General features: G+C 64.9%; 18 protein-coding genes. 8 read left to right on the forward strand and 10 right to left on the reverse strand.

The window, feature by feature from the left end; all coding sequences use genetic code 11:
- The first annotated feature begins 16 nt into the window (after window positions 1-16).
- Complete coding sequence (locus ACYCAX_RS04825) at window positions 17-1,174, forward strand: 1-acyl-sn-glycerol-3-phosphate acyltransferase (protein WP_294981358.1); 1,158 nt, start codon at window positions 17-19, stop codon at window positions 1,172-1,174.
- Window positions 1,175-1,217: 43 nt separating this feature from the next.
- Here ACYCAX_RS04825 and ACYCAX_RS04830 read toward each other — a convergent pair whose 3' ends face one another.
- Window positions 1,218-1,496: a hypothetical protein gene (locus ACYCAX_RS04830; protein ID WP_015478757.1), complete on the reverse strand. Its 279-nt coding sequence runs from the start codon at window positions 1,494-1,496 to the stop codon at window positions 1,218-1,220.
- Between the two features lie 264 nt (window positions 1,497-1,760).
- On the opposite strand from ACYCAX_RS04830, the gene ACYCAX_RS04835 reads away from it, so the two are divergent.
- Window positions 1,761-1,967: a hypothetical protein gene (locus ACYCAX_RS04835; RefSeq protein ID WP_294981355.1), complete on the forward strand. Its 207-nt coding sequence runs from the start codon at window positions 1,761-1,763 to the stop codon at window positions 1,965-1,967.
- Between the two features lie 66 nt (window positions 1,968-2,033).
- Here the strand turns inward: ACYCAX_RS04835 and ACYCAX_RS04840 are convergent, their stop codons facing one another.
- Window positions 2,034-2,621, reverse strand: a complete 588-nt coding sequence (locus ACYCAX_RS04840; protein ID WP_015478759.1) for a YajG family lipoprotein — start codon at window positions 2,619-2,621, stop codon at window positions 2,034-2,036.
- Between the two features lie 802 nt (window positions 2,622-3,423).
- Between ACYCAX_RS04840 and mqo the strand changes: the two genes are divergently transcribed.
- The gene (gene mqo, locus ACYCAX_RS04845; RefSeq protein ID WP_015478760.1) at window positions 3,424-4,917 is read left to right on the forward strand and encodes a malate dehydrogenase (quinone); all 1,494 of its coding nucleotides are present in this window, start codon (window positions 3,424-3,426) and stop codon (window positions 4,915-4,917) included.
- A 72-nt stretch (window positions 4,918-4,989) separates the two neighbouring features.
- On the opposite strand, the gene ACYCAX_RS04850 is transcribed toward mqo, so the two are convergent.
- The 3 genes from ACYCAX_RS04850 to ACYCAX_RS04860 form a co-directional block, all read right to left on the reverse strand.
- Complete coding sequence (locus ACYCAX_RS04850; RefSeq protein ID WP_294975290.1) at window positions 4,990-5,391, reverse strand: VOC family protein; 402 nt, start codon at window positions 5,389-5,391, stop codon at window positions 4,990-4,992.
- A 402-nt stretch (window positions 5,392-5,793) separates the two neighbouring features.
- The gene (locus ACYCAX_RS04855; protein WP_294975287.1) at window positions 5,794-6,081 is read right to left on the reverse strand and encodes a PA4642 family protein; all 288 of its coding nucleotides are present in this window, start codon (window positions 6,079-6,081) and stop codon (window positions 5,794-5,796) included.
- A gap of 100 nt (window positions 6,082-6,181) precedes the next feature.
- Window positions 6,182-6,664 (reverse strand): hypothetical protein, encoded by a 483-nt coding sequence (locus tag ACYCAX_RS04860; protein WP_460247525.1) that lies wholly within the window; start codon window positions 6,662-6,664, stop codon window positions 6,182-6,184.
- A gap of 140 nt (window positions 6,665-6,804) precedes the next feature.
- Between ACYCAX_RS04860 and ACYCAX_RS04865 the strand changes: the two genes are divergently transcribed.
- Entirely contained in the window at window positions 6,805-7,722 is a 918-nt protein-coding gene (locus ACYCAX_RS04865) for a LysR family transcriptional regulator (protein ID WP_294975281.1), read from the forward strand.
- Here ACYCAX_RS04865 and ACYCAX_RS04870 read toward each other — a convergent pair.
- The 3 genes from ACYCAX_RS04870 to ACYCAX_RS04880 form a co-directional block, all read right to left on the reverse strand.
- Window positions 7,706-9,130 carry an aldehyde dehydrogenase family protein gene (locus ACYCAX_RS04870; RefSeq protein ID WP_460247500.1) on the reverse strand — a complete coding sequence of 475 codons (1,425 nt, stop codon included), beginning with the start codon at window positions 9,128-9,130 and terminating at the stop codon, window positions 7,706-7,708. The genes ACYCAX_RS04865 and ACYCAX_RS04870 overlap by 17 nt on opposite strands.
- A 224-nt stretch (window positions 9,131-9,354) precedes the next feature.
- Window positions 9,355-9,828, reverse strand: a complete 474-nt coding sequence (locus ACYCAX_RS04875) for a WbuC family cupin fold metalloprotein (RefSeq protein ID WP_015478766.1) — start codon at window positions 9,826-9,828, stop codon at window positions 9,355-9,357.
- 1 nt (window position 9,829) lies between these two features.
- Window positions 9,830-10,387, reverse strand: coding sequence for a hypoxanthine-guanine phosphoribosyltransferase (locus tag ACYCAX_RS04880; RefSeq protein WP_015478767.1), 558 nt, complete (start codon window positions 10,385-10,387; stop codon window positions 9,830-9,832).
- 155 nt (window positions 10,388-10,542) lie between these two features.
- Here ACYCAX_RS04880 and upp point away from each other — a divergent pair, with 155 nt between their 5' ends.
- From upp to ACYCAX_RS04895, 3 genes are all read left to right on the forward strand, one after another.
- On the forward strand, window positions 10,543-11,181 hold the full coding sequence (gene upp / locus ACYCAX_RS04885; protein WP_015478768.1) for a uracil phosphoribosyltransferase: 639 nt from the start codon (window positions 10,543-10,545) through the stop codon (window positions 11,179-11,181).
- A 3-nt stretch (window positions 11,182-11,184) separates the two neighbouring features.
- Window positions 11,185-12,486, forward strand: a complete 1,302-nt coding sequence (locus tag ACYCAX_RS04890) for a uracil-xanthine permease family protein (protein WP_460247501.1) — start codon at window positions 11,185-11,187, stop codon at window positions 12,484-12,486.
- Window positions 12,487-12,648: 162 nt separating this feature from the next.
- Window positions 12,649-13,647: a lysylphosphatidylglycerol synthase transmembrane domain-containing protein gene (locus ACYCAX_RS04895; RefSeq protein WP_294975268.1), complete on the forward strand. Its 999-nt coding sequence runs from the start codon at window positions 12,649-12,651 to the stop codon at window positions 13,645-13,647.
- Window positions 13,648-13,650: 3 nt separating this feature from the next.
- Here ACYCAX_RS04895 and ACYCAX_RS04900 read toward each other — a convergent pair whose 3' ends face one another.
- Together ACYCAX_RS04900 and purU are read right to left on the reverse strand one after the other, a co-directional pair.
- Window positions 13,651-13,836, reverse strand: a complete 186-nt coding sequence (locus tag ACYCAX_RS04900) for a hypothetical protein (RefSeq protein ID WP_460247502.1) — start codon at window positions 13,834-13,836, stop codon at window positions 13,651-13,653.
- A gap of 87 nt (window positions 13,837-13,923) precedes the next feature.
- The gene (gene purU / locus ACYCAX_RS04905; RefSeq protein WP_015478772.1) at window positions 13,924-14,775 is read right to left on the reverse strand and encodes a formyltetrahydrofolate deformylase; all 852 of its coding nucleotides are present in this window, start codon (window positions 14,773-14,775) and stop codon (window positions 13,924-13,926) included.
- Between the two features lie 259 nt (window positions 14,776-15,034).
- Between purU and mvaT the strand changes: the two genes are divergently transcribed.
- Window positions 15,035-15,409, forward strand: a complete 375-nt coding sequence (mvaT, locus tag ACYCAX_RS04910; protein ID WP_015478773.1) for a histone-like nucleoid-structuring protein MvaT — start codon at window positions 15,035-15,037, stop codon at window positions 15,407-15,409.
- Window positions 15,410-15,414 lie beyond the last annotated feature (5 nt).

Consider the following 15,414-nt stretch of genomic DNA (forward strand, 5'->3'; position numbering starts at 1 on the left):
AAAATTCATAGAGAGCATGATGGGCGAGTTCGAAGCCATCCGACCGTACAATGACGCCGAAGTCCCGGCCGTCCTGCAACGCCTGCTGAGCGATGACGCCTTTCTCGGCGCGCTGGCGCGTTACCGCTTCCCCCGTCTGTCCGGTCCGTTCGGCTGGCTGCTCAGACCTCTTATAGCCCATCGCCTGGCCCGCGAAGTCACGGGTATTCGCAGCGTCGGTGAGCTGCAGGACAAGGTCGAGCCCTATGTCGACCGGACCATCGAGCACGCCACCGACGGCGTCACCTACTCCGGCGTCGAGCGCCTGAAGCCCGGCTGCGCCTACCTGTTCATCGCCAACCACCGCGACATCGTGATGGACCCGGCCTTCTGCAACTACGCCATCTACCACGCCAAGCTGCCGACCCCGCGCATCGCCATCGGCGACAACCTGCTGCAGAAGCCCTTCGTCAGCGACCTGATGCGCCTGAACAAGAGCTTCATCGTGCACCGCTCGATCAGCGGCCGGCGCGAGAAGCTGGCGACCTACCAGAAGCTCTCGGCCTACATCAATCACTCGATCCGCGACGACGGCCAGTCGATCTGGATCGCCCAGGCCGAAGGCCGTGCCAAGGACGGGGACGACCGCACCGATTCGGCGATCCTCAAGATGTTCCACATGAGCCGCAAGGACGAGCCGTTCGCCGAAGTGATCCGTCAGTTGCACCTGATCCCGGTGTCCATCAGCTACGAATACGACCCCTGCGACGCCGCCAAGGCCCACGAACTGTTCACCCGCGCCACCACCGGCGAGTACAGGAAGGCGCCGGGCGAGGACGACCGCAGCATCGTGCAGGGCATCACCGGCTACAAGGGCCGGGTGCACATCAACTTCGGCGAGCAAATCACCGGAGAGTTCAGCGACACCAAGCAACTGGCGGCCGAACTGGACCGGCAGATCCTCGGCAACTACCGGCTGTTCCCGGTGCACTACCTGGCCTACGAGGCCTCCGCGCTGCGCGACCCGGCGCTGCGGGTGCCCACCGCCGCCAGCCTGTTCAAGGACGAGGAACTGCGCCGCGCCCGCACCGAATGGGAGCGGCGCCTGGGCGAATGCCCCGCCGAGCAGCGCGCGCACCTGATCCTGCAATACGCCAACCCGGTGCTGAACCAGTACCGCCTCAAGCAGGCATGAAAAAGGCGCCCTCGGGCGCCGCGCCTTTTTCGATTCCAGCTCGTCAGATCCGCGTGCTGTACCAGCTCACCGCCAGTGCCAGCGCCATGCAGGCGAAGCCGAAGCGGTAGAAGAAGCGGTTCATCCGGGCCGTTGGTTCGAAGCTGTCCAGCGGTTGCGGCTGCACCTCGCTCTCGGCGACCAGACGCGCCACAGCCAGGCGCTCGCGACGGCGGGTGGCCAGCAGCAGCCAGGCGCCTGCCAGGGCAAAGAACATCGCCAGATCGTTGAGGATCCGGTCGGGATGGGCCTGGAACAGATTCCAGAGCGCCTGCAGCGACATCACAACCTCCGCTTCAGGACTGCACGCCAGTTATCGCGAAGGAAAGCCGGGGGTGAGTCTGCTGGATGAACGGGCATCGCCCGTCATGGATGAGAAACAATCGTCGCGCATTTTATCCGCAGGCCGGTCGCCGCAGCCAGCGCGCAACGCTTAATTACGACGAGCGTAAGAGTTATCGAGAATCGGTCTAAGACCTCTCCCACGCCTGGCACGCCACTGGCTTCAACGGTTTTGCCGACCCGGTCCTTCGCTAGGAGATTCGTCATGCTCGAGATCGTCCCCCACGAAAGCACCTATCTGCTCGAACACCTGGAAGAAATCGAAGCAGTCGTCACCGAACTGTCCTTCAACGTCCAGGACCACCATTGGCTGGTCTATACCCAGGCCTGCGGCCACGAGCACCTGGACCTGCCGGAAACCGACGAGCGCATGCGCTCGTTCGAGGTCGACCCGTACCACCAGGCCGCCTGACCGCAGTATTCAGCCGCCCATGAAAAAGCCCGGCATCGGCCGGGCTTTTTCATGTCCGTGCGGCGATCAGCGCTGGTTCAGCGTCTGACCAATGGTCGGGTCCTTGAACACACGGTTCAGCGCATCGCTGAGCACGTCGCTCACCAGCTTGGTGTTGGTCGCCTGGTTGGGCGCCATGCCGAAGCGCTGGTTCATCGACGCGCCGTAGCGGCCGCTGTAACGACGCGCGCTGCTCTGCACGTCGACGCGGAAGGTGGCGCCGATGTCGGCCTCGGTGACATACACGCCTTCCTTGGGCGACTGGTACTTCAGCTCGGCCAGGGTCAGGGTCAGCTGCGGCGCGTTGTAGGCGTTGGCCGACGGGGTGAAGCCCAGCAGGCGCACGGCGGTCTCAGCCTGCAGCTGCAGCTTGGGGATCACGTCCTCGCTGCGCACGGTCAACTGGCTGGTTTCCGAATACAGGCCACCGCGGGTACCCAGCGACGTGCTGGGACGACCGTCGACGACCTTGACCACCACCGGCTGGCCCTGGCCAACGGCGGCGATGGGACCCTTGAACACCGGGTCCGGGTTGAGTTGTTGCGGGCTGAGCGCACAGCCGGTCAGGGTCAGGCTGGCAGCAGCGATAACGCTGAGCAACAAGCGTTGCAGCATGCTCATTTCTCCAATGGGGTGGGCGATGGCCGGCAGTATACCGGCCGTCGGCGCGGGCAGATAGCGCCTGGCCATTGGACGCAGAACCCGTTCCCTGGGTTCCCTGAACGGCGCGGCTACATGTCGTATTGACCCGCCTTGGGGCAAGGCGCTCCAAGGCGGTGCGAAAAATGTAAATCAAGAGGTATGCCCTAGGAAAAAAGTCTAAGGCGCAGGGCTTTTTTTTTGTTTCACCGTTATAATCGCCCCCCGATTATAAGGACGCCTCCTGGTCGGGCCCCGCACGATGCCGACACACCGTGTCTCGCCTCTGCCTCCCCTCAAAGAGAGTCGCCACTCGCCTCGGTCACTGGCCGTCGCGTTTTACGTTCGTTGCGCAGAACTTGGCAAGGATGCAGCCGCCCCCTCCGTACGGAGACCGGATCGGCCCGCGACGACGATCCCCTTTGAGCTTCACGCCTCCAAAAGAGCGTGATCGAAGGTTTTTCACTACTTCACGAGAGTGTGGCGAGCAATGAAGAGTTTTGCGTTGGTAGCACCATTGACGTCTGACCCCGCAGCACTGAATCGCTTTTTCGGCACCGGAAGCCGCGCATAAGCGCCCACCCGGATGCACTTGCGGATGCCTGATTTCCGCCGTGGACTGCCGAGAAGGTGCGCATTTCCCCTCCTCCGATCCCGGCCCGTGGCATTCGCGGATGGTCGCATGCGACCTGAGAAGAATTCGGACAGGCGGCTTTACCGCGATGAGCGCGAAGCCCCTGTTACAACTGGCTGCTGATAGTTTTCTGGAGACGCGTTAATGGCGCAGAACGAAATCGAATCGATGGACGTGCTGCTGGTCGGCGCCGGCATCATGAGCGCAACCCTGGCTGTCCTGCTCAAGGAAGTCGATCCGAGCGTGAAGCTCGAGATCGTCGAACTGCAGGAATCCGGAGCCATCGAGAGTTCCAACCCGTGGAACAACGCCGGTACCGGTCACGCCGGCCTCTGCGAGCTGAACTACACCCCGCAGGCGGCCGACGGCTCGATCGACATCAAGAAGGCGGTGAACATCAACGCCCAGTTCGAGGTGTCCAAGCAGTTCTGGGCCTACCTGACCGGGATGGATGCCTTCGGTTCGCCGCGTAACTTCATCAACCCCGTTCCGCACATGAGCTTCGTGCGTGGCAAGGACATTCCTTTCCTGAAGAAGCGCCATGAGATGCTCAGCCAGCACCACGCCTTCTCCTCGATGGAATACACCGAGGACCGCGCGAAGATCGCCGACTGGGCCCCGCTGACCATGCCCGGCCGTCCGGCCGACGAGCAGGTCGCCATGACCCGAGTGGAAAGCGGCACCGACGTCAACTTCGGCGCACTGACCAACCAGTTGCTGAGCTACCTGGCCAGCCGCGAAGGCAGCGAAGTCCGTTATTTCCAGAAAGTCGTGGGCCTTGAGCGCATCGCTGACGGCTGGCTGGTGGACATCAAGAACACCCAGACCGGCGAAGCGCGCAAGGTCAAGGCGAAGTTCGTCTTCCTCGGCGCCGGCGGCGGCGCGCTGCCGCTGCTGCAGATGTCCGGCATCCCGGAAAGCAAGGGCTTCGGTGGCTTCCCGGTGAGCGGCCAGTGGCTGCGTTGCGATAACCCGGAAGTGGTCAAGCAGCACCAGGCCAAGGTCTACAGCCAGGCCGAAGTGGGTGCCCCGCCAATGTCCGTGCCGCACCTGGACACCCGCGTGGTCGACGGCAAGACCTCCCTGCTGTTCGGTCCCTATGCCGGCTTCTCCACCAAGTTCCTGCGCCACGGCTCGTTCCTCGACCTGCCGCTCTCGGTACGCACCAGTAACCTGCTGCCGATGCTCGCCGTGGCCCGCGACAACATGGACCTCACCCGCTACCTGGTGAAGGAAGTCATGCAGTCGATGGACCAGCGTATCGACGCCCTGCGCAAGTTCTACCCGGAACTGAACCCGGCCGACTGGCGCCTGGAAACCGCCGGCCAGCGCGTGCAGATCATCAAAAAGGACGCCAAGAAAGGCGGCATCCTGCAGTTCGGCACCGAACTGGTGGCGTCCCAGGACGGCACCATCGCCGCTCTGCTCGGTGCCTCGCCGGGCGCCTCGGTGACCGTCTCGATCATGCTGGGCCTGCTGGAGCGCTGCTTCCCCGAGCGCTACCAGTCGGCCGAGTGGACCGCGAAGCTCAAGGAGATCTTCCCGGCCCGCGAGAAGCAGCTGGAAACCGACGCCGCGGTGTATCGCGAAGTCAACCAGATGACCGCCGACCGTCTGCAGATCGTCGCCGCGTCCTGAGTGCTGCCCCCATGAAGAAGCCCGCCTCCCGGCGGGCTTTTTCGTTCTCGCTGTCGTTCTAAATACAGGGGGTCAGTGGCAACTGACCATCCAGCCGACGCCGAAGCGGTCGGTGAGCATGCCGAAGCGCTGCGCCCAGAAGGTCTTCTCCAGCGGCATCTCCACCCGCCCCTCCTCCGCCAGGGCGGCGAACGCCTGCTCCGCCGCCACCACGCTGCGCAACGCCAGGTGCAGGGAGAACCCATTGAAGGTGGCGTTGTGCTCGCCACGGCCATCTGACAGGAGAATGTCGGTTTCGCCGACCCGCAGGCTGGCGTGCATCACCTTGTCCAGCCAACCGTCCGGCACCGGCGACGGGCCGGGCGCTTCCTCGTAGCGCATCAGAGCGTTGAGCTGGGCGCCCACCGCATGTTGGTAGAAGGCAATGGCCTCATCGGCGTGACCATGAAAAAACAGATAGGGCTGTACTTGCACGGCTTCGTCCTCGCCTGTCGTTATCGTTGTAAGGGGAAGTCTAGGCGGGGAATCGGAGATGGGTTCGCGAGCAAGCTCGCTCCTACGAAAAGCGGATTCCAGAGAAACATCCGCGCACGCCGGAGCGCCCCTTCAGGAGGCCGAGTGGAATCGGAGTTTCAAGGGTTGAGCGGCATGGATGCAGTCGTCTCCCAGGGGGAGAGGAGACCGTTCGGTGCAGGAGGAAATCTCGGTCTCAGCCGGCACGCCCTGCCCCCTCTCCCTGAGGGAGAGGGTGGGGGTGAGGGGGAAGCGCTGGCACAGATCGTCCAGAAGTAGACAGTTGCTCCTACGAAAGCATGCCCCGGGGCACACCCAAACAGAAAGCCCGCACAAGGCGGGCTTTTCAGCGAGTCGACGCAATCAGCCGCGAGCAGCCTTGATCACTTCGATGTAGGGCTCGGCCTGCTGCTGGTCCTGGACCAGGGCGACGAAGTCCTGGCCCTTGGCATCCTTGGCGGACAGGTCGTAACCGGCCTCGACGAAGAAGCCGACGAAACGCTCGAAGTCGTCGACGCGCAGGCCGCGGTAGGCCTTGACCAGCTTGTGCAGGGACGCTGGGGTGTCGTCGGCCGGCTCCACGTCGAGGAACAGCTTGATGGCGCCGTCGCCGATTTCTTCGCCAATCACCTGCTTCTTGTCTTTACGCATCGCTCGCTTCTCTCTACGGCTGTCTCGGGGATCGCGGCCCGCATCGGCTCAGGCCGGGCACCACGCTAGGCGGGAGTTTAACCCCGCGCCAGGGGATGGCTCAACGCGCGCGCACCGCGCCGGTATGCAGGTCGGCCCAGATATGACCGTTGCCGTAGGTGAGGAACTGCACGTAGACGGTGCCGTTGCGCAGCAGGTCGAGCAGCTGTGGATAAGCCGCCTGCGGGTAGTACAGGCTGAGCACGCGGGTCTTCTCATCAAAGGCCGGCTTCTTCAGGCTCTTGCCCTCGGCGTCGAAGCTGATGACGACCTGGCTGATCTGCGCGCCCTTGCTCAGCGGCTTGCCCTTGAGGCGCAGCAGCGACGGCGTGGTAATCGGAATCGGCTGCTGGTTGGACTGGCGCTGGTTGCCCAGCACCACACTGTACTCGGTGACCTGCAGCAGTTGCTGCTGCTCCGGCTCGCCCTGGCGCAGGCCGGCGTCGTCCGGTGGCAGGAACTGGCTGTGCATCGGCGCGGCGACAGCAACCCCGGCAAGGCCAAGAGGAAGGCAGAACAGCAGCGCCAGCACGGCGCCCGGCATGCGAACGGACATCATCACCTCCGCGGGACAGGGCCGGGCACTCTAGCACGCGCCCGAAGCGCCACGACAGGAGCTCATGGCAAGCCCGGCGATACATTGATAGCCTTCGAAGCAACACCCCTCAAACATCGAACGACTTCATGCTACATAACGTCTCCGACCTCGACCTGCGCCTACTGCGCATCTTCGCCTGCGTGGTGCGCTGCGGTGGCTTCTCCGCCGCGCAGGGCGAACTCGGCATGGGCCAGTCGACCATCAGCACGCACATCGCCAGCCTGGAGACGCGCCTGGGCTACCGCCTGTGCGAACGCGGCAAGAGCGGCTTTCGACTGACCGAGAAAGGCGAGCGGGTGCTGGACTATGCGCAGAACCTGTTCGCCGCGCTGGGCGACTTCCGCGACCAGGTGCAATCTCTGGCCGGGCGTCTGGTCGGCGAGCTGCACCTGGGCCTGGCCGACAACATCGCCACCCTGCCCGAGGCACGCATCCACCAGACGCTGGCGCGCTTCAACCGCCGCGATCAGGACGTGCGCCTGCATTTCCTCATCGAATCCTCCAGCGAACTGGAGCGTCTGGTGCTCAACGGCCGCCTGCACCTGGCCATCGCCTGCTTCAGCCGGCGCCTGCCGAACCTGCGCTACGAGCCGCTGTACCACGAGCGGGTAGCCGTGTTCTGCGGGCGCGAGCATCCGTTGTTCGACAAGTCAGTGAAGGACGCCGCAGAGCTGGAAAGCTGCGACTGGATCCAGCACGGCTATGCGGTGGCCGACGTGCAGTTGCCGGCCGACCCACGGCGCAGCACGGCCTTCGCCCAGCACATGGAGGCGGTGCTCCACGCCGTACGCGCCGGCACGCATCTGGGCTACCTGCCCACGCACTACGCCGAGCGCTGGGTGGAACAGGGCCAGATGCGCGCGCTGCTGCCAGACAGCCTCGGCTACGGCATCACCCACAGCCTGGTGGTGCGCGACGAGCCGGGGCACAACGAAGCGCTCCAGGCGCTGGTCGAGGACCTGCGCCTGGAGCACGGGGTGACGCCGATCAGCGCGGCGCGGTGATGTGCTTGATGTCGAAGAGCGCCGACAGGCCCCACGGCCCCAGCTCGCGGCCGATGCCGCTGCGCTTGCCGCCGCCCCAGGAAGTCTGCGGGAATACCACTTGCGGCGAGTTCAGCCAGACGTTGCCGGCTTCCAGATTCTCGGCGACGCGCTGGGCGCGTTCCAGGTTGGCGCTGCACACGGTGGCGGCCAGGGCGAAGTCGCTGTCGTTGGCCTGACGCAGGGCATCGGCTTCGTCACTGAAGGTCCGCACGCACAGCACCGGCCCGAAGATTTCCTCGCGCCACAGGCGGCTGTCCGCCGCTACATCGGTGTACACGGTCGGCTGGATGAACCAGCCCTCGGCCGCTTCGCCGCCGGTCAGGCAGGCCAGGCCTTCGTCGTGCGCCACGGCGAAATAGTCGAGCACCTTGCGGTACTGAGCTTGGCTGGTCATCGGGCCCATGTCGGTCTCGCCGAGCAGCGAGTCACCGACGCGCAGGCCTTCCACCGCGACCTTCAGCTTCGCCAGCAGCGGCTCGGCGATGGATTCCTGCAACAGCAGGCGCGAGGTGGCGGAGCACATCTGCCCGGCGTTCCAGTAGACGCCGGCGATGATCCACTGCACGGCCTCGTCCAGGTCGCAGTCCTCGAACACCAGGATCGGCGACTTGCCGCCCAGTTCCAGGCCGACCGGCAGGGTGCGCGCGGCGGCGGCTTCCATGACCTTGCGGCCAACGACGTTGCTACCGGTGAAGGACAGCTTGGCGATGCCCGGATGACTGCACAGCGCTGCGCCGGCATCGGCCAGGCCCGGCACCAGGTTCAGCACGCCGGCCGGCAGGCCGATGGCGTCGGCGATCTCGCCCAGCACCAGCTCGATCAGCGGAGTGATCTCCGAGGGCTTGAGCACCACGGTACAGCCCGCCGCCAGGGCCGGCGCGACTTTCCAGGCGCTGGTCACCAATGGGAAGTTCCACGGCACGATCAGGCCGACCACGCCGATGGGCTCGAAGCGGGTCTGCGAGCGGTAGCCGGCGTCCGGCAGGGCCACTTCGGCGTTCTGTCGGGCGTCCAGCTGGTCGGCCAGTTCGGCGTAGTAGGCGAAGGTGGCGATGGCGTCGCCGATATCGATTTCCGCTTCCAGGCGCGGCTTGCCGCTGGCCTGCATCTGCAGGGCGATCAGCGCTTCGCTGCGGGCTTCGAGCTGTTCGGCGAAGGCGCGCAGGTAACCCGCGCGCTGGGCGGCGCCGGTCAGCTTCCAGTCAGCGAAGGCGCGCTTGGCGGCAGCGACGGCGCGCTCCACGTCGGACACACCGGCGCAGGCGACTTCCGGCAGCGCTTCACGGGTAGCGGGAGCGATCGGGCGCAGGACGGCGCCGCTGTCGGCGGGCTGCCATTGGCCATCGATATAGAGGAGACGGGACATGCGAACCTCGGACGGTTGTCTTGTGAGGGTCGCAGGATAGGCGGGGCATGCATCGGCAAGAATGCACATTACCCCACGCATGCATCGATACATAACGATGTATCAAGAACCTGTAGGAGCGAGCTTGCTCGCGAACCGCGGCACGCCAAATCTCCCCATCGTTGCCGTGATGTTCGCGAGCAATAACGAGGGCGTCCCCCTCGCTCCTACGAAAAGCAGGCGCCTCAGGCGAACTGGGCGCGCATCCACGCCAGGTATTCGGCAGCGCCCGCTTCACCCTCACACGGCGCCCACTGTCCACGCTCGTCCTCGCCCAGCGGGACGAACGGACCGGACTTGGCCTCGAACATCACGCTGTCCGGCTCCAGCGCCACGATGGCATGGAAGGTACCCGGCGGCAGGTCCGCACCGACGCACTCGCCGCCGGCACGCAGCACACGGGTGGTCAACAGCTCGCCGCTGTCCGAGAAGATCAGCAGGCCCAGCGCGCCCTTCACCACCAGCAGGCTCTCGGCCTTGTCCGGGTGACGGTGGCAATGCGGCGGGATGTAGCTGTCGGGCTGCAGCGCATTGAGCAGGCGATGGCAGGGTTCGCTCTGCTCATGGAAGTTGTGGTTCTGCCGGCGCCGGGGGCTGGCGGCGGCACGGGCCGCGATCTCGTCGAACAGCACGCTGTCGAGGAAACGCGGCCCGCCCATCTCAGAGCCCCTTGACCGCGAAGATGCCCGCGGCGTTGCGCCAGTAGCCCTTGTAGTCCATGCCGTAGCCGAAGATGTAGCGGTCGATGCAGGACAGGCCCACGTAGTCGGCCTTCAGGTCCGGACGGGCCTTGCGGTCGTGGTCCTTGTCGATCAGCACGGCGGTGTGTACGCGCTTGGCACCGGCATGCTTGCAGAAATCGATGATCGCCGAGAGGGTGTGCCCTTCGTCGAGGATGTCGTCGACGATCAGCACGTCGCGGTCGATGAAGGAGATTTCCGGCTTGGCCTTCCAGAACAGCTCGCCGCCGGTGGTCTCGTTGCGGTAACGGGTCGCATGCAGGTAGGAGGCTTCCAGCGGGAAATTCAGCAACGGAAGCAGCTTGCCGGAGAAGATCAGGCCACCGTTCATCACGCAGAACACCACCGGGTTGGTGTCGGCCAGCGAGCCGTTGATGGCCTCGGCCACACGGGCGATGGCGGCCTCTACCTCGGCGTTGGTGTACAGGCAGTCGGCTTCGGCCATGACTTGGCGGATGTGCGCGAGATCGACGGACATGAGGGCTCTCCGGTGAAAAAGTGCGCAAAGGTACCTATCGGCGTGCCGTGGAGCAAGGGTCAGCGGACGAAAGTCGCCAACAATCGTGGCCCAAGATAGCTACGATGCATTACGCTACCGCAATTTTTTTGCCAGCCCGTCCGGAGACCCCGTCCATGCCCGTACTCGAGATCCGTCACCCCCTGATCCGACACAAGATCGGTCTGATGCGCCGCCATGACATCAGCACCAAGAATTTCCGTGAGCTGGCCCAGGAAGTCGGCGCCCTGCTGACCTATGAGGCGACCAAGGATCTGCCGCTGGAGAACTACGAGATCGAGGGTTGGGCCGGTTCGGTGCAGGTGGAGAAGATCGCCGGCAAGAAGATCACCGTGGTACCGATCCTGCGCGCCGGCATCGGCATGCTCGACGGCGTGCTCAGCCTGATTCCGGGCGCCAAGGTCAGCGCCGTGGGCGTGGCGCGCAACGAGGAAACCCTCGAAGCACACACTTACCTGGAAAAGCTGGCGCCGGACATCGCCGAGCGCCGCTCGCTGATCATCGACCCGATGCTGGCCACCGGCGGCTCGATGGTCGCCACCATCGACCTGCTGAAGAAGGCCGGCTGCAAGGAGATTCGCGCGATGGTGCTGGTGGCGGCGCCGGAAGGGATCAAGGCGGTCAACGATGCGCATCCGGACGTGCTCATCTATACCGCCTCCATCGACCAGCGCCTGAACGAGAACGGCTACATCATTCCGGGCCTGGGCGATGCCGGTGACAAGATCTTCGGCACCAAGCAGAAGGACACCTGATAGATGGCCGACGAATACAACGACCCGCTGTGGCGCCAGGTCATCTCGGGCGCGCAGATGCTGTTCGTGGCCTTCGGCGCGCTGGTGCTGATGCCGCTGATCACCGGCCTGGACCCGAACGTCGCGCTGTTCACCGCCGGCTTCGGCACCCTGATGTTCCAGATCGTCACGGGCCGCCAGGTGCCGGTGTTCCTGGCCTCTAGCTTCGCCTTCATTACCCCGATCATCCTCGCCAAGGGCCAGTTCGGCCTGGCCGCGACCATGGGCGGCGTGGTGGCGGCGGGCTTCGTCTACACCTTCCTGGGCCTGGCGGTGAAGATCAAGGGCACCGGCTTCATCGACCGCCTGCTGCCGCCGGTGGTCATCGGCCCGGTGATCATCTCCATTGGCCTGGCGATGGCGCCGATCGCCGCCAACATGGCAATGGGCAAGGCCGGCGACGGCAGCGAGCTGATTCCGTACAAGACCGCCATGCTGATTTCCATGCCGGCGCTGGTCACCACCCTGATCGTCGCGGTATTCGCCAAGGGCATGCTGCGCCTGGTGCCGATCATCGCCGGCGTGCTGGTGGGCTACGGCCTGTCCTTCGCCTTCGGCGTGGTCGACGTCGCCAGGATCGTCGCCGCGCCCTGGCTGGAGCTGCCGAAGTTCACCGCCCCGGAGTTCAACTGGCAGGCCATCCTGTTCATCGTCCCGGTGGCGCTGGCGCCGGCCATCGAGCACATCGGCGGCGTCATCGCGATAGGCGGCGTGACCGGCAAGAACTACCTGAAGACCCCGGGCCTGCACCGCACCCTGCTGGGCGACGGCATCGCCACCTCCACCGCCGGCCTGTTCGGCGGCCCGCCGAACACCACCTACGCGGAAGTGACCGGCGCGGTGATGCTGACCAAGAACTACAACCCGAAGATCATGACCTGGGCGGCGCTGTTCGCCGTCGGCCTGGCCTTCGTCGGCAAGTTCGGCGCCATCCTGCAGAGCATCCCGGTACCGGTGATGGGCGGCATCCTCTGCCTGCTGTTCGGCACCATCGCCTCGGTGGGCATGAACACCCTGATCCGCCACAAGGTCGACCTGTCCCAGGCGCGCAACCTGTGCATCGTCTCGGTCACCCTGGTGTTCGGCATCGGCGGCGTGCTGATCGGCACCGGCACCGGCCCGGACGACTTCGGCCTGAAGGGCATCGCCCTGTGCGCCATCGTCGCCATCCTCCTCAACCTGATCCTGCCCGGCGAGGAAGGCTGGGAGAACAAGGCACTGGAAGAAGGCGCCGGCGTTTCTTCAACCGAGAAATCCGCCGAGTGAGCCCAGGGCGCCGTCAGCCGGCGGCGCCCTCCGCCCACGGAAAGTTCGGCGAACGCAGGTCCCCGCTGACGGTCCACTCTGCATGAAAGCGCGACTCGGCCAGAACACTGCCCCGCTCCAACCTGCCCAGCCCTCCTCTCCGCCCCTGCCGGAGGCGCGTCCGTGACGCGTGCCTGCTGGCTCCTGCTCGGCCTGATCGGCGCCTCGCTGGTCCCGCTGGTCCTCGGCGGCCGGGAAATGCTCGCCCACGTCCTGGCCTTCCCCCTCGACAGCCTGCTGGTCATGTTCGGCATGATCCTGCTGTGCTGGCTGATCAACGCCCAGAAGTTGCGGGTGCTGCTCAACGGCCGCGCCGGCGACATCGGCCGGGTGCAGTCGGTGGGGATCATCATGGCCTCGGAATTTGCCTTCTACGCTACACCGGGCGGCACCGGCGGCCCGTTGACGCTAATGGCCCTGCTGTCGCGCCACGGCATGCGGCCGGCACACAGCAGCGCGATCTTCGCCGTGGACCAGCTCAGCGACCTGATGTTCTTCCTCTGCGCGCTGGCGACCGTGCTGGTCTGGGCCCTGTCCCACAGCATCAGCCCGGACCTGGAGACCTCGCTGATCACCAGTGGCGTACTGCTGGGCGGCATCCTCTTCGGCGTGGTGCTGCTGGCACGCTTCCAGCGCCGGGCGATCAAGGCCAACGGACGCCTGCTCGCGCGCCTGGGCATGAAACCGCGCACACGCCTGCGCTGGGCGCGCAAATGCCTGCACTTCCGCGACACCCTGGTCAGCAGCCTGCGCCAGCCCAAACGCCGCCTGGCACTGATCTTCTTCCTCACCTGCTGCCACTGGACGCTGCGCTTCTCGGTGCTCTACCTCACCCTGCGCGCGATGAACGTGGACCTGCACTGGGCCTGGACCTTCCTGATCCAGCTGCTGTCGCTGGCGGCCGGGCTGGCCACGCTGCTGCCGGGCGGCGCCGGTGGCACCGAGTTGACCTCCGCCGCGCTGCTCGCCCCGCTGGTGGGCAAATCCACGGCGGCCGCGGCCATCCTGATCTGGCGCGTGGTGACCTACTACTTCTATCTGGTGATGGGCGCGCCGGTGTTCGCCCTGCTGGCGGGGCGACCGTTACTGCGCAAGCTGATCGGGCTGCGGGAAAAGACCTGAGACTCAGTCTTCGGCAGGCTTGTCGCCCTCGGGCGGCGTCTTCGGCGTAAGCGAATCCCAGAGCTCGGCGGCGCCGGGAAACTCGGTGCCGTCCTCTTCGCTCAAGGCTTCGGGATCGTAGCGGCTGGTGCAGCCCTCGCCCAGGGTGGGCGGCGGGGTGGCAGTGCCGGGGCTCTTCGGGTCGCTCATGCTGACCATCTCCGTTGAGCGCAGCGCCCGCCATCGGAAGACGGCGGGAGCATGCGGAGTACCCAGTCTGGAACGAGACCACGTGGATCAGTCGAACACCACGGTCTTGTTGTCGTGCACCAGCACGCGGTCTTCCAGGTGGTAGCGCAGGCCGCGGGCCAGCACCAGCTTCTCCACGTCCTTGCCCAGGCGCACCAGGTCCTCGATGTTGTCGCGGTGGCTGATGCGCACCACGTCCTGCTCGATGATCGGGCCGGCGTCCAGCTCCTCGGTCACATAGTGGCAGGTCGCGCCGATCAGCTTCACGCCGCGCAGCGAGGCCTGGTGGTACGGCTTGGCGCCGACGAAGGACGGCAGGAAGCTGTGGTGGATGTTGATCACCTGGTGGCGGTACTTCTGGCACAGGTCCGGCGGGATGATCTGCATGTAGCGCGCCAGCACCACGTTGTCGGCCTGGTGCTCGTCGATCAGGCGCGATACTTCCTCGAAGGCCGGCTGCTTGTTCTTCGGGTCCACCGGGACGTGGAAGTACGGAATGCCATGCCACTCCACCATGCTGCGCAGGTCGTCGTGGTTGGCGATCACGCAGGGAATCTCGCAGTCCAGCTCGCCGCTGTGCCAGCGGTGCAGCAGGTCGGCCAGGCAGTGCGACTCGCGACTGGCCATCAGCACGACGCGCTTCTTCACCGAAGAGTCGGTGATCCGCCACTCCATGGAAAACTCGCGGGCGATGGGGGCGAACGCCTGGCGGAAGCCGTCGATGTCGAATGGCAGGGAGTCAGCACGAATCTCATGCCGCATGAAGAACCAGCCGTTGTCATTATCGGAATGGTGACTGGCCTCGGTGATCCAGCCGTTGTAAGTGGCCAGGAAATTACTCACCTTGGCGACGATGCCGACCCCGTCAGGGCAGGCGATCACCAGTCGAAAAGTGCGCATGGGTGTACTCCAGATACATCGCGAAGGCCGCCATTCTAGCGGCTGGAGGGGAAAAGTTCAGCACTGGGCGGGAGTGGCCGACGAGAGCCAATTAGGGCTGGCGCGAATGCTCTGGTTAAATTCGGCGTGCTAATAACTTCAATATTTGACTAATTACCCACAAAAGTTGTTCTTAGCGTTTACTTGAACAACTCCGCTGACTATTATGGGTGCTACAAACTATCCGCCACCGCTGGACCTCAAGATTAAGGTACCCAACATGTCGCTGATCAACGAGTACCGCGCCACCGAAGAAGCCATCAAGGAACTTCAGGAGCGACTGAAATCCCTCGAGCAGGACGACAAGCTGAAGAAAGAGCTTGAGTTCGAAGAGAAACTCCGCGCACTGATGGGCAGCTACGGCAAATCCCTGCGCGATATCATCGCCCTGCTCGATCCGGACGCGAAGCTGAGCAAATCGCCGCGTACCGCGAAGAGCACCGTGACCAAACGCGCCCGCAAGGTCAAGCAATACAAGAACCCGCACACCGGTGAAGTCATCGAGACCAAGGGCGGCAACCACAAGACCCTCAAGGAATGGAAGGCCAAGTGGGGCGCCGAGGCCGTCGAGAGCTGGGCCACCCTGCTGGGCTAAGCCCT

This window comes from Pseudomonas sp. MT3, assembly GCF_054720805.1.